The following is an 18,984-nucleotide window of genomic DNA, read 5'->3' on the forward strand; positions in this document are numbered from 1 at the left end:
TATATTTGTATGGATCGTTATAAAAATCAATGGCCGCGCGGCTTGATCGCCGCATCGGGGTACAATATTTGTAACGAACGTTAGTAAATGAGATAAGGACGAGGACGATGGGTTTGAACTTTGCGCCAATCGCCGGCTGGCTGGGCGATCGCAGCTTCCGCGGCAGCGAGGCTGTTGCGCCGTTGTTCGGAGCGGATCTTGCCAGGCGGCTGCGCCGGCCCCTGATGCTCGCGGTGCCCGCCGCGGCTGCCGTGTTCGGCGCCTTCATGTATCTGGCGCAGGAACAATACGTCTCGACCGACGATGCGTTCGTGCGCGCGGCGAAAGTCACCATCAACGCGCGGGTGTCCGGCCAGGCGGTCGACATCGCCGTGCGCGACAATGAGCGTGTCCGGCAGGGCCAGGTCCTGTTTCGAATTGACCCGGAGCCCTACCAGATCGCCGTCGATCAGGCCGAAGCCCGGCTCGGCAGCGCGCGGCTCCAGATCGACTCCCTCAAGGCGACCTACCGCCAGCAGCAGGCGGAACTGCAATCGGCGAAGGACTCGGCCTCTTTCGACGAGCGCGAGTTCGACCGCAAGAGGATGCTGGTCGCCTCCGACTTCACGCCGCGCGCGGTCTACGAGCGGGCCGAGACCGATCTGAAGGTCGCGCGCCATCGGATGGCATCGATCGAACAGCAGATCGCCAATACGGTCGTCGCGCTCAACGGGGATCCCAATATCGATGTCGACCGTCATCCGACAGTCCGCGCGGCCAGGGCGCAGCTCGATCGCGCGCGGCTCGATCTCTCCTACGCCACGGTGAGGGCACCCGACGACGGTATCGTGACCAAGGTCGACGATCTGCAGATCGGTGGTTTCGTCAACGCAGGCGCGCCCACGTTCTCACTGATGTCGAGCCGGGACGTCTGGATCGAGGCGAATTTTCGCGAGACGGGCCTGACCCACATGCGCCCGGGCCAGCAGGCGACGATCGACGTCGACGCCTATCCGGATCGAAAATTCAAGGCGCATATCGTCAGCATGAGTCCCGGCACCGGGTCGGACTTCTCGATCCTGCCGCCGGAGAATGCGACCGGGAACTGGGTCAAGGTCGTCCAGCGGCTGCCGGTGCGCCTCGAGCTCGATGATCCCGATTCGACCCGGCCGCTGTTCTCCGGCATCAGCGTGACGGCGCGGGTTGACACCGGCCATCGTCGCGACTGGCTGCATCTGCTCCAGCCTGCGCTTGCGACGGAGGTCAAATGAGTACGCCCCTCCCATCGACCGCGACCGGCGGTCATCATGCAATCTCGGCGGCCACCCTGATGGCGACCTACATGCAGGCCGTCAACATTTCGATACCGAACGCCGCGCTGCCGCACATCCAGGCCACGCTCTCGATGGCCAATGACGAGGTCGGCTGGGTGTTCTCCTCGTATATCGCCGCAAGCGCTGTGACCATGTCGATCACGCAATGGCTTGCGGGACGCTATGGTCGCAAGGCGGTCTATCAGGCGGCCCTTGCCGTCTTCACGCTCGGTCTTGTCCTCGACACGCTGGCGACGACGTCGATCCAGTTCGTGCTGGCGCGGATTCTCCAGGGCGCGGCGAGCGGACCACTTGCCCCGCTCTCATTGGCGATTCTGCTGGAGGCGACGCCGGCGGCGCGGCAAGCGCGCATGGGCCTGGCATTGACGGTCTGCTCGCTGCTCGGCATCAGCACCGGTCCCGCTCTTGGTGGCTGGCTCAGCGAATATTACGGCTGGCCGTCGATCTTCTATGTCAGCCTGCCCATGACGGCCTTCATCGCCCTGACGATGGCCCTGTTGTTGGGCGAGAAGCGGGCAGAGCGGAGCCAGCCCTTCGACGTCTTCGGCCTGACGACCTTCTCCGCCGGCATGATCGGGTTGCAGATGCTGCTGGATCGCGGCGAGCGCCTCGAATGGTTCGCCTCGACGGAGATCTGGGTCGAAGCCATCGCCTCGGTCCTGGGCTTCTATCTCTTCATCGTGCACGTTCTGACGAAGAAGGAACATTTTCTCCGCACGTCGCTGTTCAGGGATCGCAATCTCGTCCTCTCGACGGTGATCTCCTTCGCGCTCGGCTTCGTCCTGCTGCCGACATTGGCGTTGACGTCCCCGATGCTGGAGGAGTTGCTCAACTACCCTGTCGACACTACCGGCTACATGAGCATTCCACGCGGCGTGGCGCTGGTGGGCGCGCTGGTGCTGACCAGCCTGGTTCCGGGACAGGTCGACTACCGGCCGTTCCTCATGGGAGGAATGGCGCTCGTGGTCTATGCCAACTGGCTGATGCTCGGCTATTCGCCGGCGATGGATTGGCGGCCGGTCGTCGAAGCAGGCTTCCTCCAGGGCGCTGGTCTCGGCATGTTGTTGCCGGCGCTCGTGAGGGCCGCGTTCGGAACGCTCGATCCGAAGCTTCGCCCTGAAGGCAGTGCGCTGATCAACCTGTCGCGCCTTTATGGCAGCACCATCGGCATCGCGGTGGTCCAGCTCTTCTTCTATGCCAACACCCAGGCCGTGCATATCGCGCTCGCCAAGCATCTCACGCCTTATCGTGTCGCGGCGAATGTCACGGGCCCGATCGGGAAGTCAGGCCTTGCCGCCCTCAATGGCATGGTCACGCGCCAGGCGGCCACGGTCGCGGTCATCGATCAGTTCGAGATCCTGATGTTCGCCATGCTCGTCGTGATTCCGCTGGTGTTCTTTCTTCGTAAGCCGCGCCCCGTCGGTTAACGCCGAAGAGTCGTGAAATGACGTTGTGTCCGCAACCCCGATCGCTTCGTCCGCATCGCGCGGCTAGCAGTCAACAAGGAGTATCACCATGACGACCTCCGATTCACTTCGTTACACGAGGATTCCCACACATGAGGCCGTGACGATTCCCGCAGTCGGATTTGGCACGCTCATTCCCGATCCGCTCGTAACCAGGCAGGCCACCAGGGCTGCGTTGGGGGCCGGATTTCGACATCTCGATTGTGCCGAGCGCTATCGCAACGAAGCGGCCGTCGGCGACGCGCTACAGGACGCGTTCAGGGCGGGCACGCTTCGGCGCCAGGACCTGTTCGTTACGACGAAGCTATGGAACACCAATCATCGGCCGGAACGGGTCAGGCCCGCCTTCGACGCCAGTCGCCGGCGGCTGCAACTCGACGAGATCGATTGCTACATCATCCATACGCCCTTCGCCTTTCAACCCGGTGACGAGCAGGACCCGAGGGACGCGAGCGGCCATGTGATCTACGATTCTGGCGTGACGCTGGCGGAGACATGGGGGGCGCTGGAGCGCCTCGTCGACGAGGGGCACTGCAAGTCGATCGGGCTGTCGGACATTACCTTGGAGAAGCTGCGCGAGATCGTCGAGGTCGCGCGGATCAGGCCTGCCATGGTGCAGGTCGAATCGCATCCGTACCTGCCCGAATGGGACCTGCTCGACTTCTGTCGGGAGCATGGAATTGTCCTGCAGGCGTTTGCCGCGCTGGGGCACGCCATGAAGCCGAACCTCCTCGCTGACCCCGTGATCACCGCCATCGCGGAGCGCCTGCAAAAGACGCCGGCTCAGGTCGCACTGGCCTGGGCCGTCCAGCGCGGCACGGCTTTCCTGACGACCTCGACCAATCCTCGGCGTATCGAGGAAAACTTCGATATCTCGACGCTGCCTGCAGACGCCATGCGGGAGATGCGGGACCACATCACGACGAATGTCCGGTTCAACACGGTGGTCGAGACCGGCGTGCCCGGATTCATTCCGCGGGCAGGATGAAGCGCGTGGCGCGGTGCGAAAGCCGAAGGCCTTCGGCCGGCCTCGTCAACTCCGGAGTTGCGCGATCAAATCGCGCGCGCTGCGGATATCGGCGATGCCGGCGCCCTCGCTGAACGGCCCGCATGCGCGTTCGAGAATTGCCAGGGCCTCTGCATTCTGGCCGGCTCCGATCATGAACCGCGCGAGGCTGATCGCGCCGCGCAGCTCCCAGAATCGCGCGCCCTGCTGGTTGGCAATGTCCATGGCCTCGCGAAAGCGCACCTCGGCGTCTCCCGCATGCCGCGGGCTCTTGAGCAACAATTCGCCCTTGATGCGCGTCAGTTCCGGCAGATACCACAGCTCCTGCCGGTCGTTGCAGCGGGTCAGGACGTCCTCGATCACGTCGAGGCCACGGTCGACCTGGTGGGCCTCGCCGGAACATGCGGCGAGTTCGCCGAGCAGTGGAAGAAAGCGCGGCAGGAATCGCGCATCGCCGGCGCGATTGAGCTCTTCGCGCAGCAGCGGCAGGCCGGTCGCGACGTCGCCACGCCTTACGACGACCGCCGCGTTGAACGCCCGTGCCCAAAGGCCCCACAGCCGGATGGCGTGGCGCTCGGTGTGTTCGAGCAGCTCGGCGCCGTGGCGCTCCGCGGCCTCGAAATCGCCGGACCAGAAGGCGATCGGGCAGGCGGCTTGCCCCAGCACGCTACAGAAAGTCAGCGCGTGGCCGTTGGCACGGCCTTCCTCGATGTTTCGGGCGGCGAGCGCCTGCGCCTGATCGGCGAGGCCCTGAAGCCACAGGATGCGGGCCCGGAAATATTGCGTTGATATCCTGAGGTCGAGCGGGAAGATCTTCGGCTTCTCCGCCAGCACATGCAGCGACGCGTTCACGCGCTCGATGCGAAGCCGTGCGTCGTTCTGATCGCCGAGATAATGCAGCGCCACCGCCATCAGCCGGTCGCCCAGCATGAGGTCGGTCCTGTCCGACGAGTTCGCCGCTGCATTCGCAAACCGGTCGGCGAGCGCGCGGGCCTTGCCGAACTGTCCGTTGTTGAACTGGTCGATGCACAAACCCCAGAGCGCGCGCAGCCGGAAGTCCTTGTCGTCGAGCCTGTCAGCCAGCTCCAGGGTCGTCTCGAGGATCGGACGCGCCTCGCGGGCGCGGCCCTCGCCATACATCAGCGACCAGCCGAGCGCCGACAGGAGTTGCATGCGAATGCGATCGTCGCCGCCGCTGTCGCCGAGCGCGGTGAGCGCCGTCTTGGCGCGCTCGCGGCATTCGGCGAACAGGGACAGGCGGACCCACAGCGTGACGGCAGCCGCCGTCAGTGCGATCCCGAGTGCAGCGTCGCCGTTGGGCCCGAAGGCCCAGTTCAATGCGGCACGCACATTGTCCAGCTCCGCGCCATAGATGCTCAGCCATTCCGTCAGCGGCGTCGATGTATCGGCCTCCGCGCGCTCGAAGAATTCGCGAAAATGCTCTGCATGACGCCGCGCGAACTGACTGGTCTCGCCGAGCTCGTTCAGCTTTCCATGCGCATAGGTGCGGGTGGTGTCGAGCAGGCGATAGCGCAGCGTTCGCGAGCCCGATGGCGAGATCAGCGATTTGGTGACGAGGCTGTCGATCGCCTCCAGCGTTTCGGACGCGCCGAGGCCGTCGCCGGCGGCCACCGCGGCAGCCGCCTCCGGCGCGAACGGCCCGGCAAAGACCGACAGGCGTCGCAGCGTGGCACTCTCGGCGGGAGGTAGCAGATCGTAGCTCCAGTCGAGCGCCGCGGCGAGCGTCTGATGTCGTGGCACGGCGGTGCGCCGACCCCGCCACTGCAACGAGAAGCGGCTGTCGAGCAGCGACGCCGTCCCGGCAATACCGTACGCATTGACACGGCCGGCCGCGAGCTCGATTGCAAGCGCAATGCCGTCGAGGCGCCGGCAGATGCTGGCGACGAGCGGCGCTTCTTCCGCACTGAGCTGGAACGGACCCGAGCTCTGCGCAATGCGCTCGACGAAGAGCTGGGCCGCGGGGTAAGCGAGGACCTCGGCGACATCCAGGTCCTCGCGCTCCGGCGGGCAATCCAGCGGGAACAGGCGGAAAATCCGTTCGCCGTCGCTCCGGAACGACTCGCGGCTGGTTGCGAGAACGCGAAGCTGCGGTGCGTCGCGAACGATGCGCTCGACGAGCGGCGCCAACGCATCCAGCACATGCTCGCAGCTGTCGAAGATCAGCAGGGCTGGGCCGGTCTTCAGGAATGTCAGCAGGGCCGGCGTCGGATCCTCCGCGCTGATGGTCAGTCCCAGTGCGGAGGCGATGGTGGTCGCGATGTGGCCGGCGTCCCTCAGCGGACCGAAGTCGACGAAGAAGACGCGTCCGCCGAAATCCGCCGATCTACGATGCCCGACGGTGACGGCGACGGCGGTCTTGCCGATGCCGCCGGGGCCGACCACCGTCATGAAGCGATGCAACGAAAGCCCGTTCGATATCTTCTCGACGATCTCCTCCCGTCCGACCATTTTCGAGAGCGGCGAGGGAAGGGAGCGGGGAGGTGCGATGTTCACGGCGGGCTGAGCGGGCGGCGGAGCCGCCTGAGCGAGCGAGGCGACAAAGCAGTAGCCGCGGCCGGGCACATTGACGACATAACGGGCCGACTTGCCGGTATCGCCCAGCGCCTTGCGCAGTGCTGCGACGTGGAAGCGCAGGCTGCCCTCGTCGACATTGACGTCGGCCCAGATGCGCTTGACCAGCTCTCTCTTGTCGATGACTTCGCCGGGGCGCTCGGCGAGGAAGATCAGAATATCGAGCGCGCGGCCGCCGACGTGAAGCGGCGAGCCCTCCTTCTCCAAGAGCCGCGACTTCGGAAATAGGCGAAATGGCCCAAAAGAAATGGCCGAGTCTTCGGTACGATCTGGCACGCGCCATTGCCCCCGCAACGGGAGTCAAAAGGTATTACTTTTTGGTCTATCAGAACGAGGCGTACAGTAAACTGGCCGAAAGCAGTGGGCAGAGCTGGTAGCCCTGCGCGCATGGCTTCGATCGGTCGGTCCGCCGAAATAACCCTTAAGAAGTAAAGGGTTATATTGACATGGCAAGGCGATGACCCCGGTGCTCTCACCCGGATGGCGCATTGACGGCGGTAGCAGATTGCTGCGATTGGATCGTTCGGGAGCCGGTCCCGCCTCGACTGTGACTACCGACTTCCGGAATTCGAACATGGCTTCCTTCTCGCGGCGACGATTCGTCCATGCGCTATCGGGCGCAGCGGCGCTGGCGGCCATCCCGCGCAGCGGACAAACCGCTGATTATCCGACTCGTCCCATTCGCCTCGTGCTTCCGTATGGAGCCGGCGGAGCGGGGGATCAGATCGGGCGTCCCTGGGTGGACAAGATGACATCGCTGCTTGGGCCGACCTTCGTGGAATATATCGGCGGTGCGGGCGGCGCGATCGGGGCTGCGACGGTCGCGCGCGAGGAGCCCGACGGATATTCGCTGCTGCTCGGCAACGGCAGCACGCAGGTCATCATTCCCCTGACCTCGAGAAATCCCGGCTATTCCGTCGACGATTTTCGCGCCATCTATCGTCTGATCAGCACTTCGCTGGTTTTCGCGGTCCATCCGTCGGTGCCTGCCGCTAACCTGCGCGAGTTGATTGCTCACGCGAGAGCCAACCCGGGAAAGCTGTCCTATGGCACGCCCGGCATCGGCACTGGAAATCATCTCGTTGGCGAATCCTTCAAGCAGCAGGCAGGCGCGCTGGACATCGTCCACGTGCCGTATCGAGGCATTTCGCAGGCGACCAACGACCTCGCCGGTGGCCAGATCTCGCTTGTCATCGGCGTCATGTCGGACCAGCTGAAGCAACTGGGCGAGGCCGGGAAGGTCAGGCTGCTGGCGGTCACCAGCGAAAAGCGGCTGAGCGGCGCGCCGGAGATTCCGACCGCTGTCGAATCCGGCATGCCGGATCTTCGCTATGAGGGGTGGTTCGGCATCTTTGCGCCCAGGCACACCGACGATGCGATCATCGACCGGATCGCGCAGGCAACGCGCGTCGCGATGGCCGATCCTGCGCTTCAGGCAAGCTACCGTGCGCAAGGCATCGAGCCGGACAGCGATTCGAGCCCCGAGAAATTCCAGCGCATTGTCGATACGACGACGGCAAGCCTGGCGCCGGTGATCAAGTCGATCGGGCTGAGCAATTTGTGAGGCCGCTCAGGCCTCGACGCGCGATGTCTGGCGGCCCTCCGCCGTGACGATGCGCGCCGACAGCGCGACGAGACACATCAGCGCGGCCAGCAGCCAGAACGCTGTCGGCAATCCGCCAAGCCGTGCGATGAAGCCGACACCGGCGGGACCGATGAGGATGCCCGCGTAGCCTGCAGTCGTGATGGCGGCGACGGCGAGCCCCGTGGGCATCACAGTCTGCCTGGCCGCCCGGCGGAACAGCACCGGCACGAGGTTCGATGCACCGAGGCCGATCAGCAGGAAGCCGCCGATGGCGACCGCCGCTACGGGCGCCCTGAGCAGGACTACGAAGCCTGCGATCGCAATGATGCTGCCCCAGAACAATGTCGCGCGATCCCCGATGCGTGCAACGACGGCGTCGCCGCCGAGCCGCCCCGCGGTCATGGCTATCGAGAACACGATGTAGCCGATCCCGCCTTGCGCCTCCGAGACGAGGCCCGCGCCGATGACAAGCAGCGCGCCCCAATCGAGCATCGCGCCCTCGACGAGGAAAGTGATGGCGCCGAGCAGCGCCAGCAGGAGCACGGAGCCATGCGGCAGCACGAAGAGCGGTCCGTCCTGCACTTGCACCGAACGAAGCAGGCGCGGCCAGGCGGCCAGCATCGCGACCAGCATCAGCACGGAGCAGATCAGCGTGCAGGCGAGCGCGCCGAGTTGCAGCGAGAGCAGCGCAGTCATCAAGGCGGATCCCGCGAAGCCGCCGATGCTGAACAGCGCGTGGAAGCCGGACATCAGCGGGCGGCCCGCGTCGCGCTCCACCTCGACCGCATGGATGTTCATGGCGACGTCGATGGAGCCGAGCGCGGCGCCGAAGGCGAACAGGGCCAGCGCCAGCGTCGCAGGCGAGCTTGCGATCGCCAGCAGGGGCAGCACCAGCGCCAGACCGAGTCCGCCCGCAATGATGATCGGCTTGCTGCCGTAGCGCGCGCTCATGACTCCGGTCAGAAGCATTGCCACGACCGAGCCGATGCCGAGGCTGAGCAGGAGCAATCCAAGAACGCCGTCATCGACGCCGAGCCGCGTCTTTGCGAACGGCACCAGCGGCGCCCAGCACGCGATGCCGAAGCCCGCGACGAGAAAGGCGAGCCGCGTCGCGAGGCGCGTTGCCGGCCGGTCGGCAGAATGCATGGGAACTCCGGGGAAGCAGGGGCGGGGCGATCGACAAGCCCTGAGATTGCCGCGTCTTTATGTCCGAGGCGTGCTCGAATTGTCGCAGGCTGTGCTCGAGAACGGCGCGACGTCGACCTGGGTTCCGAAGCGTGTCGCGTTCGCGACGATATTCGTGAGTGCGCCGCCGGGGGCCGGCCGTCGGGCAAAACACCGGGTCATTCCGAGCTGCGCCGGTGTCAAGCCGCGCCTGCAACAATATTCCACTTTACCGAAATTCGGAAATGACGTATGTGTCGTCCATCCCGGCTCACCAAGAGGGGCGATCTTGTGTCGTCACTGTCGCGAGCCGGGCTTGCGGTGGACGCGGCAGCGTTGGGCGCGAGAAGTGCGGGCAGGGCGGATTGCTCTCCGTGAGCCCAAGACTTCGTGCCGGATGAGCGGCGCTGCTAGGCTTCGTCTCGTCTGCAAGTTTCCGGCTCCGTCGACAGGGCTGGAAAAACTGCGGCGACATGGCGGGCCGTGCGTGCGGCAAAACCGTGTGGTCCTGGCCGTCGTCGCTACGGTCAAGTGCTTGCGAATGCGGCAGTCGCGTCAACCGGCGTGGTGCTGGTGACTTTCGCAAGGACGAGGGAGGCCAGAGGGAATTCGGCTCCCGGGAGAGCACGGCATAAGCCGTCCAACCATCGCGCAGGGAAGGCCGAGTGATTGGCACCACCTGTATGCTGCTGTGCGGTCTCCTTTGCGCTACCTTTCGCGCAGCGGACCGCGGGTGCGAGGTCAGCACCCGGCCTTCCCAGCGCCCTCTTGGCTTCGAGGGCGGAGAGATCAAGCAAGCTCGGGCGAAATGCGCTGCGAGGGTGCATAGGTGTGTCTGCAGCATTCGCTGTCATCGCCCGCCTTGTGCGCACTTGCGCACTGGGGCGGACGATCCAGCATGCCAGAGGCGGGTGAGGTTGAGCGTTGCGCTTCGACTATGCCGTTCCGATCACGAAGGGCAAGTACGGCATCGTCCAGGAGTTCAGATGCGGCGGCGGCACCTCGTTCTAACCACCCAGGAGCCGCCGGCAGGCGTCGACGAAGACCTGTGCGCCGGTGACGATATCGGCATCGGCGGTGTTTTCGGTCCAGTGATGGCTGATGCCGCCGATCGACGGCACGAACAGCATCGCTGCGGGCATGACGGTCGCGAGCATCTGCGCGTCGTGGCCGGCGCCGCTGGGCATGCGAATGGATCGTCCGCTGGCAAGGGTCTTGCTCGCGGCTTCGATGGCGTCCTGGAAGCCGGCGTTCATCATCGCTGGCGCGCCGGTGCGAATCTTCTCCACGGTGACGGTGCAAGGGCCCTTCACATTGGCCTCTTCCGCCATGGTGCGCAGCAGCTCCTCCAGCCGCGCGATAACCGCCGGATTGTCGTCGCGGATCTGGAACAGCATCTCGGCGCCGCCGGGAATGATGCTCGGCGCGCCAGGATCGAGCGTGATGCGGCCGGTGGTCCAGACCGTGCGGGGACCGCATGCGGTCGGGAAACGTTCGTCGATCGCCACGCAGAACTTCGCCAGCGCGAGGCCCGCATCCTTGCGCACGGCCATGCGGGTGGTGCCGGCGTGATTTTGCTCGCCGGTGAAACTGATGCGATACTGCCAGATGCCGACGATGGAGGTGACGACGCCGATCGCGAGCTTGTCGCTCTCGAGCGTGTCGCCCTGCTCGATATGCGCCTCCAGATATCCAACGTGTCGCTTCGGTTCGACGGCAACGCGGGCGCGTCCTGTGAGACCCATGTCGGCGAGCGCATCGCGCATGGGCCGCCCGTTGGTGCGGTCACGTGCGGCGTCGATTTCGGCCTCGGTCACCTGTCCGACATAGGAGCGCGAGCCGAGGAAGCTGCCGAAATGTCCTTCCTCGTCGCACCACGCGGCGACTTCGACCGCGCCCTTCACGGACGGATCGGCATTGAGCACGCGGGCCGCTTCGAGCGCATAGACGACGCCGAGCGGGCCATCGAGCCAGCCGGCGTAGTTCTGGCTCTCCAGGTGCGAGCCCGCCAGCAGTTTTGGTCCCGGCTTTGCGCTGGTGCCGAACACATTGCCGATGCCGTCGATCGCGGCGATAAGGCCGGCGTCGGGCAGCTTCTGCACCAGCCAGTCCAGCGACTGCTTGTGCGGCTCGGAGAAGGTCGGCTTGTGCACGCCGGTCTTGTAGGCGCCGATGGCGCGGAGCGCATTGAGATCGGCGAGAACGCGTTGCCCATCGGCACGCGGCTTGGTGTCAGGCATGTTCGGCAACCTTCAGCGCCTCGGTGCGGATCTCCTCGACCAGCCGTTCCTTCAGCTGGACGAATTCGGGCGTGGTCTTGATCTTGTACGAGCGCGGATGCGGCAGGTCTACATTGATCTCGGCCTTGATGCGGCCGGGGCGCGCGCTCATCACGATGACGCGGCTGCCGAGGAAGATGGCCTCCTCGATGTCGTGGGTGACGAACAGCACGGTCTTCTGGTCGCGTTCCCAGATCCCGAGCAGCATTTCCTGCATCAAGGCGCGGGTCTGGTTGTCGAGCGCGCCGAAGGGCTCGTCGAGCAGCAGGATCTTTGGATCATTGGCGAGCGCGCGGGCGATCGCGGTGCGCTGCTGCATGCCGCCGGAGAGCTGCTTCGGCCAGTGGTTCTCGAAGCCGGACAGTCCGACCTGGCGGATGAGGGCATCGGCGATCTTGTTCCGCTCCGCCTCGGGCACGCCGCGCTCGCGCAGGCCGAAGGCGATGTTCTCGCGCACGCTCAGCCAGGGAAACAGCGTGTAGGACTGGAACACCATGCCGCGATCGGCGCCCGGGCCGGTGACCTCGCGCCCGTCGAGCGTGACGCGCCCGCTGGTCGGCCGGTCGAGACCGGCGACGATGCGAAGCAGTGTGGACTTGCCGCAGCCGGAGGGGCCGAGGATGGTGACGAAATCGTTGTTGCCGATGGTGAGGTCGGTCGGCTCCAGCGCCCTGGTCGGCGCGTTGCCGTGGCGCGCGGGGAAGGTTCGCGAGACCTGTTCGATCTTCAGCGTGGTCATGCGAGCCTCCACGGAAACAGCCAGGCGTTGAACGCCTTGAACATGAAGTCCGAGAGGAGACCGATCAGTCCGATGACGATGATGCCGAAGATGATCTGGCCGGTGTTGAGCAGCGCCTGGCTGTCGGTGATCATGTGGCCGATGCCCGAGGACGAGCCGATCAGCTCGGCGACGATGACGTAGGTCCAGGCCCAGCCCAGCACCAGCCGCAGGATTTCGGCGATCTCGGGCGCGGAGGAGGGCAGCAGCACGCGGCGGATGATGCCGCGGTCGCTGGCCCCGAGCGTATAGGCCGCCTCGACCAGATCGCGCCGCGTAGTGCCCACGGTTACGGCGATCATCAGGATGATCTGGAATACCGAGCCGATGAAGATGACGAGCAACTTCTGCAATTCGCCGATGCCGGCCCACAGGATCAGCAGCGGGATAAAGGCCGAGGCAGGCAAATAGCGAGCAAAGGAGACGAACGGTTCGAGGAACGCTTCGACCGGCTTGTAGGCGCCCATCAGCACGCCGAGCGGAACCGCGATGATCGCAGCGAGCGCGAAGCCGCCGACGACGCGCCAGATCGTCATGCCGATGTCGAACAGGAAGCCCTGCTTGGCGAGCAGGTCATAGCCTTCCTGCATCATGGTCAGCGGGTTCGCGAGAAAGGTCTTCGACACATGGCCGCCGAGCGTTGCCCACGACCAGAGGGCGACGAACAGCACGAAGAACGCGAGGCCGTAAACCACGCGCTGCTTCGATGTCACGGGATCCAGGGGACGCATCAACGATCTATCCGGGCGGTGAACGAGTTTTCCGGCCCCGCCGCGAGACGGGGCCGGCAGCTCCTGAAGGGTTTACTTGATGTAGCTCGCGTCGAAGAGGTCCTCGACCTTCGGCGCGGCCTTGATGATGCCGATCTCGAGCAGGAGGTCGGCGGCCTCCTTGTTGAAGGTCAGGAAATCGCCGGCAAAGAACTTCTGGTTCGCGGCCTTGTCCTGCCAGCGCAGATATTTGGCCGAATTGCCGAACGCCTCGCCGGTCTGCTTCACATCGGCGCCCATGATCTCATAGGCCTTGGCCTGGTCCTTGGCGATCATGTCGAGCGCCTCGAAATAGCTGTCGGCGAGCGCCTTGGCAGCCTTCGGGTTCTCGGTGAGGAACTTCGGCGTGCAGCCAAAGGTGTCCATGACCATCGGGTAGTCGAGCGTGGTCGCGATGATCTTGCCCTTGTCGGGCGCGGCGCGAACCGTCGACAGATACGGCTCGTAGGTCATCGCGGCATCGTTCTGGCCGGAGACGAAGGCCTGCGCGGCCGCAGCGGGCTCGAGGTTCACGACGGTGACGTCCTTCACCGAGAGCCCGTTCTTCTTCAGCATCCAGGCCAGCGCGAAATAGGGCGAAGTGCCGGGCGCGGAAGCCGCGACGGTCTTGCCCTTGAGGTCCTTGATCGATGCGAGATCGTTGCGAACGGCCATGCCGTCGGCACCATAGCTCTTGTCGAGCTGGAAGATCTGCTTGGTCGCAACGCCGTTGGCGTTCCAGGAGATCCAGGTCTCGACCGTCGTGGCAGCGCACTGGACGTCGCCGGAGGCGATCGCGAGGTGGCGGTCCTTCTGCGGGATCTTCTTGATCGTCACGTCAAGACCATTTTTCTTGAAGATGCCGGCCTCCTTCGCCAGCGTGAGCGGCGCGAAGCCGGTCCATCCGGAGATGCCGATGCCGACCTTGACGTCGTCGGCGAGCACGGGAGTGGAGGCCGCAAGTGCAATGATTGTCGCAAATACCTTTAAACTACGCATGATTGTCGTCCTCTTGCCGATCGATGGTTTGACGTCTTGTTGATCATTGCCGGCCCATATGGACCGTTGCCCGAAGCGTTGCACGATTTGTGCCGACATTGTTCTCTCAGCCTCCCTTGAATCGGGCGACAAGGCGGTGAGAGTCACCGGGATAGAGCAGGCGCACCGCGGTGATGGTGCGTGCGCTGCGCCAGGTATAGCGGTCGATCACGAGGCAAGGCGCGCCGACGGCGATGTCGAGCGCTTCCGCCGTGCGATCGTCCGCAACGATGGCGCTGATCGTATGCTCGGCTTCCGTCCATGGGACATGATGAAGCAGCCACGAGCCGGGCGGCTCGCGCGAGAAATCCGCGGTCGCCGCATCCGGCACGGAGGAAAGATCGATCAGTCGGTCCTCGACGGCAAACGGCACCTTGTCGGCGCTGTGCCGGCAAGTGATCGCAACCACCTTGCCGGCCTTCTTGACGCCAAGACGCTCGCGGTCGGCGGCGGTCGCCGCGCGCAGCTTGCGCCCGATCAGCTCGTAGCCGTAGCCGCGGCCAAGCGCGGTGATCTCGGCGCGAATGTCTGCGATCTTCAGCACCGCGGACAGATGCTGCGGCCGGCGTACGAAGGAGCCGGCGCGCCGCCGCCGTTCGATCAGGTCTGCCTGCGCGAGCTCCGACAGCGCTTTGTTCACCGTCATGCGCGAGCAGCCGTAACGTGCGACCAGTTCGTGCTCGAACGGGATGCGATGCCCGGGCGGCCACTCGCCGGTCAGGATGCGCTTCTCGATGTCGGCGCGGATGCGCTTGTAGAGCGTCGGCTGGTCGGCGGCATCGGTGGCCAGGCTCATGCGAGGAGCCTCCGCACCGCCGCGTTGAAGCGCTCGCGCGCGATCTGTCGCAGCCTGTGACGCCCGCCTTCGACGACCTTGTGGCCGCCGGCCCAGACGCAATCGATCGCGCCGGTCCCTCCGGCAAAAATCCAACCGTCGATGGCGGCGTCGCGCAAACGTCCCGCGAGTGACGGATGTGCGGTGTCAAGTGTGACGATGTCGGCGCGTGCGCCGGGCTCGAGGCCAACCGTCGCTTGTGCCAGCGCGCGCGCACCGCCGGCGAGCGTATGATCGAACAGCGTACGTCCCGTCGAGCGGCCTGCGCCGCCGGAGAGCACGTTGCGCTCGCGATGCTTGAGACGCTGGCCATATTCGAGCTGACGCAGCTCGTCGGCTGCGCCGACCAGCACGTTGGAGTCGGTGCCCACACCGAATGCGCCGCCGGCGTGGACGAATTCGCGCGCCGGAAAGATGCCGTCCCCGAGACTGGCTTCCGTGATGGGGCAGAGACCCGCCACTGCACCGGTCCTGGCGAATGCGGTTACTTCCGCGTCCGTCGTATGGGTCGCGTGGATGAGGCACCAGCGTTGATCGACGGGCGCGTTCTCCAGCAGCCACTGCACCGGCCGTCGTCCCGACCAGGCCAGGCAATCCTCGACCTCTTTCACCTGCTCGGCGGCATGAATGTGCACCGGCCCGCCATCCGCGAGTGGAATGATCGCCGCGAGCTCGTCCGGCGTCACCGCGCGCAGGCTGTGCGGCGCGATGCCGATATTGGCGCCCGGCAATCTGCTGATCGCCTTGCGCGATGCAGCCATCAGAGCGGCGAACTGATCGACCGAGCAGATGAAGCGGCGCTGGCCTTCATGCGGGGCTGCGCCTCCGAAAGAGCCGTGCGCATAAAAACTCGGCAGCAGCGTCAGCGCAATGCCGGAAGCTTCGGCGGCCTGCGCAATGCGGGCAGCCATTTCCGCGAGGTCGGCATAAGGAGAGCCGTCGCGGTCGTGGTGGAGGTATTGGAATTCGCCGACGCGGGTAAAGCCCTGTTCGAGCATCTCGACATACAGCAACGTCGCAACGGCAGCGACATCGTCCGGCGTCATCGCCAGCGCGAAACGATACATCGTGTCGCGCCAGGTCCAGAATGTATCGGTGCTATCGCCGCGCAGCTCGGCCAGCCCCGCCATGCCGCGCTGGAATGCGTGGCTGTGCAGGCTCGCCAAGCCCGGAAGCGCAATTCCGTGACGCTCGTCGCCGGCGGCCGGCGCCACGCCCGGCGTCACCTCGGCGATCGCGCCGGCGGTGATCACCATCTGCACGTCATTGGCCCAGCCCGAGGGCAGGAGCGCGGAGGCGAAATGCAGTCGGGTCATGATTACACGCCGGCTGGACAGAACCGCCCCACGATTATATGTCTAGACATATAAGTCAAGCATCCCACGAAGGGACCATTGCATGGCAGAGCGCTTCGACCGGATCTGGCACAACGCCCGGCTCGCCACGATGCGGGCCGACCGTCCCGATCTCGGCGAGATCGAGCACGGCGTGATCGCCACGCGCGGCGGTCATATCGTCTATGCGGGCGCAGCGGCGGATTTCCCCGGTGATGCAGACGCGATCAAGCGGATCGACTGTGAGGGGCGCTGGATCACGCCCGGCCTCGTCGATTGCCATACCCATCTCGTCTATGGCGGCAACCGCGCGCATGAATTCGAGCTGCGCCTGAAGGGCGCAAGCTACGAGGAAATCGCGCGCGCCGGTGGCGGAATTGTCTCGACAGTCGCCGCGACCCGCAAGGCGAGCGAGGCCGAGCTCGTTGCAAACGCGCTGCCGCGGCTCGATGCGCTGGTCGGCGAGGGCGTCACCACCATCGAGATCAAGTCCGGTTACGGCCTCGATACCGAGACCGAGATGCGTCAGCTCTCAGCGGCGCGCATCCTCGGCCGTCAGCGGCCGGTTGCGATCCGCACATCCTTTCTCGGGGCGCATGCGCTGCCTGTGGAGGCCAGCGGTGACAAGGATCGCTACATCGATCTCGTGTGTCATGAAATGCTGCCGGCTGTCGCAAAGGCCGGTCTTGCCGATGCCGTCGATGCCTTCATGGAAGGTATCGCGTTCTCGGCCGAGCAGACCGCGCGGGTGTTCGAGACGGCGAGGGGGCTTGGGCTGCCGGTCAAGCTCCATGCCGACCAGCTGTCCAACCTCGGCGGCGCTGCGCTCGCCGCAAAATTCTCGGCGCTCTCCGCCGATCACCTCGAGCATACCGACGAGGCCGGCGCCGCCGCAATGGCGAAGGCCGGAACTGTCGCCGTGCTGCTGCCCGGTGCCTTCTATTTCATCCGCGAGACACAGAAGCCGCCGGTCGAGGCGTTCCGCAGGCACGGCGTCCACATGGCGCTCGCGACCGACTGCAATCCCGGCAGCTCGCCGCTGACATCCCTTCTGCTCACGATGAACATGGGCGCGACGCTGTTCCGGATGACGGTGGCCGAATGCCTCGCTGGTGTCACCCGTGAAGGCGCGCGGGCGCTCGGCGTGCTCAATGAGACCGGCACGCTGGAAGCAGGGAAGTGGTGCGATCTCGCGATCTGGGACATCGAGCGCCCCGCCGAGCTCGTCTACCGCATCGGCTTCAATCCGCTGCATCGCCGGGTTTGGAGGGGACAGTGACGGAACAGGGCGCGGTGATCGCCGTCAAGCCGGGAACGGTAAGCCTCGGTGATCTCGCGCGCGTGCTCAAAGGCGCCGCTGTCGTGCTTGATCCGTCATTCTGGCCGCGCGTCGAGGCGACGGCGGAGATCGTCGCAAAGGCCGCAAACGCCGCCGCGCCGGTCTACGGCATCAATACCGGTTTTGGAAAACTGGCCTCGAAGCGCATTCCGCCCGACCAGACCGCGCTGCTCCAGCGCAATCTCATCGTCTCGCATTGCTGCGGTGTCGGCCTGGCTACGCCGGAGCCGATCGTGCGGCTGATGATGGCGTTGAAGATCGTCTCGCTCGGCCGCGGCGCCTCCGGCGTGCGTCGCGAGGTGATCGAGCAGTTGCAGGCCATGCTGGCGCAGGACGTCTATCCGCTGGTGCCGCAGCAGGGCTCGGTCGGCGCCTCTGGTGATCTTGCGCCGCTCGCGCACATGACGGCGGTGATGATCGGCGAGGGGGAGGCGATCGTTGATGGCAAGACTGTCTCCGGCCGTGAGGCACTCGCCGTCGCCGGTCTCGCGCCGCTGACGCTCGGTCCCAAGGAGGGGCTCGCGCTCATCAACGGGACGCAGTTCTCGACGGCCTACGCCGTCTCCGGCGTGCTGCGCGCGTTTCGCCTGGCTCGCGCCGCGCTCGTGACCGGCGCGCTGTCGGTCGATGCGGCAATGGCATCGACGGCGCCGTTTCGCCCGGAAATTCAGGCGCTGCGCGGTCACGCCGGACAGGTCGCTGCGGCCGCGACGTTGACCGCGTTGCTCGACGGCAGCGATATCAGGTTGTCGCATCTCGAAGGTGACGAGCGCGTGCAGGATCCCTATTGCCTGCGGTGCCAGCCGCAGGTCGCGGGCGCTGCGCTCGACTTGATCACGCAGGCCGCCCGCACCCTGGTCGTCGAAGCCAATGCCGTCACCGACAATCCGCTCGTTCTGGTCGAGACCGGCGAGATCGTCTCCGGCGGCAATTTCCACGCTGAGCCGGTCGCCTTTGCCGCCGATACGATCGCGCTGGCGCTGTCGGAGATCGGCGCGATCAGCGAGCGGCGGATCGCGACGCTGGTCGATCCCGCGCTCAATTTCGGTCTTCCGCCGTTTCTGACGCCCGATCCCGGCATCAATTCCGGCTTCATGATCGCCGAGGTCACGGGCGCTGCGCTCTACGCCGAGAACAAGCAGCGTGCGGCTGCCTGCTCGATCGACTCGACCCCGACCAGCGCCAACCAGGAAGACCATGTCTCGATGGCCGCGCACGCCGCGCGTCGCCTCTCGGACATGGCCGATAATCTCGCCGCCATCCTCGGCATCGAGCTCCTGGTCGCCGCACAAGGCATCACGCTGCGTGCGCCGCATGCGACCAGCGCGCCACTCGCAGCCGTCATTGCTGCGCTTCGCGAGCATGTGCCCGCGCTCGCCGCCGACCGCTACATGGCCGGCGATCTCGCCCAGGCGGCGGCGCTGATCGAAGCCGATGCGCTACCGGCCGTGGCGATCGCGGCGCTTCCAACCGATCCGTTCCCGAGACTTGACTAAAGAGGTGCTC

At 65.5% G+C, this 18,984-nt stretch carries 14 protein-coding genes; 6 read left to right on the plus strand and 8 right to left on the minus strand.

Going from position 1 to position 18,984, the window contains the following annotated elements; all coding sequences use genetic code 11:
• Positions 1-107: 107 nt before the first annotated feature.
• From BJ6T_RS16475 to BJ6T_RS16485, 3 genes are all read left to right on the plus strand, one after another.
• On the plus strand, positions 108-1,250 hold the full coding sequence (locus tag BJ6T_RS16475; RefSeq protein ID WP_014493568.1) for an HlyD family secretion protein: 1,143 nt from the start codon (positions 108-110) through the stop codon (positions 1,248-1,250).
• Entirely contained in the window at positions 1,247-2,740 is a 1,494-nt protein-coding gene (locus tag BJ6T_RS16480) for an MDR family MFS transporter (protein WP_014493569.1), read from the plus strand. The genes BJ6T_RS16475 and BJ6T_RS16480 overlap by 4 nt, the downstream gene beginning before the upstream one ends.
• Before the next feature lie 88 nt (positions 2,741-2,828).
• Entirely contained in the window at positions 2,829-3,767 is a 939-nt protein-coding gene (locus BJ6T_RS16485; RefSeq protein ID WP_014493570.1) for an aldo/keto reductase, read from the plus strand.
• A gap of 45 nt (positions 3,768-3,812) precedes the next feature.
• Here the strand turns inward: BJ6T_RS16485 and BJ6T_RS16490 are convergent, their stop codons facing one another.
• A complete protein-coding gene (locus BJ6T_RS16490) occupies positions 3,813-6,653 on the minus strand; it encodes an ATP-binding protein (RefSeq protein ID WP_028169984.1) in 2,841 nt (946 codons plus the stop codon).
• A 298-nt stretch (positions 6,654-6,951) separates the two neighbouring features.
• Here BJ6T_RS16490 and BJ6T_RS16495 point away from each other — a divergent pair, with 298 nt between their 5' ends.
• A complete protein-coding gene (locus BJ6T_RS16495) occupies positions 6,952-7,941 on the plus strand; it encodes a Bug family tripartite tricarboxylate transporter substrate binding protein (RefSeq protein ID WP_028169983.1) in 990 nt (329 codons plus the stop codon).
• Between the two features lie 6 nt (positions 7,942-7,947).
• Here BJ6T_RS16495 and BJ6T_RS16500 read toward each other — a convergent pair whose 3' ends face one another.
• The 7 genes from BJ6T_RS16500 to BJ6T_RS16530 all read right to left on the minus strand — a co-directional run bounded on the left by BJ6T_RS16500 (position 7,948) and on the right by BJ6T_RS16530 (position 16,121).
• Positions 7,948-9,108, minus strand: a complete 1,161-nt coding sequence (locus tag BJ6T_RS16500) for an MFS transporter (RefSeq protein WP_014493573.1) — start codon at positions 9,106-9,108, stop codon at positions 7,948-7,950.
• A gap of 1,025 nt (positions 9,109-10,133) precedes the next feature.
• On the minus strand, positions 10,134-11,366 hold the full coding sequence (locus BJ6T_RS16505) for a Zn-dependent hydrolase (RefSeq protein WP_014493574.1): 1,233 nt from the start codon (positions 11,364-11,366) through the stop codon (positions 10,134-10,136).
• Positions 11,359-12,144 carry an ABC transporter ATP-binding protein gene (locus tag BJ6T_RS16510; RefSeq protein WP_014493575.1) on the minus strand — a complete coding sequence of 262 codons (786 nt, stop codon included), beginning with the start codon at positions 12,142-12,144 and terminating at the stop codon, positions 11,359-11,361. Before BJ6T_RS16510 ends, BJ6T_RS16505 begins: the two co-directional genes overlap by 8 nt.
• Positions 12,141-12,914 carry an ABC transporter permease gene (locus BJ6T_RS16515; RefSeq protein ID WP_014493576.1) on the minus strand — a complete coding sequence of 258 codons (774 nt, stop codon included), beginning with the start codon at positions 12,912-12,914 and terminating at the stop codon, positions 12,141-12,143. The genes BJ6T_RS16510 and BJ6T_RS16515 overlap by 4 nt, the downstream gene beginning before the upstream one ends.
• A gap of 72 nt (positions 12,915-12,986) precedes the next feature.
• Positions 12,987-13,931, minus strand: coding sequence for an ABC transporter substrate-binding protein (locus BJ6T_RS16520; RefSeq protein ID WP_014493577.1), 945 nt, complete (start codon positions 13,929-13,931; stop codon positions 12,987-12,989).
• A gap of 106 nt (positions 13,932-14,037) precedes the next feature.
• Positions 14,038-14,766: a histidine utilization transcriptional repressor HutC gene (hutC, locus tag BJ6T_RS16525; protein ID WP_014493578.1), complete on the minus strand. Its 729-nt coding sequence runs from the start codon at positions 14,764-14,766 to the stop codon at positions 14,038-14,040.
• A complete protein-coding gene (locus BJ6T_RS16530) occupies positions 14,763-16,121 on the minus strand; it encodes a formimidoylglutamate deiminase (protein WP_014493579.1) in 1,359 nt (452 codons plus the stop codon). Before BJ6T_RS16530 ends, hutC begins: the two co-directional genes overlap by 4 nt.
• 82 nt (positions 16,122-16,203) lie before the next feature.
• On the opposite strand from BJ6T_RS16530, the gene hutI reads away from it, so the two are divergent.
• Together hutI and hutH are read left to right on the plus strand one after the other, a co-directional pair.
• Positions 16,204-17,418, plus strand: a complete 1,215-nt coding sequence (hutI, locus tag BJ6T_RS16535) for an imidazolonepropionase (RefSeq protein WP_014493580.1) — start codon at positions 16,204-16,206, stop codon at positions 17,416-17,418.
• Positions 17,415-18,974, plus strand: a complete 1,560-nt coding sequence (hutH, locus tag BJ6T_RS16540) for a histidine ammonia-lyase (RefSeq protein WP_014493581.1) — start codon at positions 17,415-17,417, stop codon at positions 18,972-18,974. The genes hutI and hutH overlap by 4 nt, the downstream gene beginning before the upstream one ends.
• The last annotated feature ends 10 nt before the right edge of the window (positions 18,975-18,984 follow it).

This window comes from Bradyrhizobium japonicum USDA 6, from assembly GCF_000284375.1.
Lineage (GTDB): Bacteria > Pseudomonadota > Alphaproteobacteria > Rhizobiales > Xanthobacteraceae > Bradyrhizobium > Bradyrhizobium japonicum.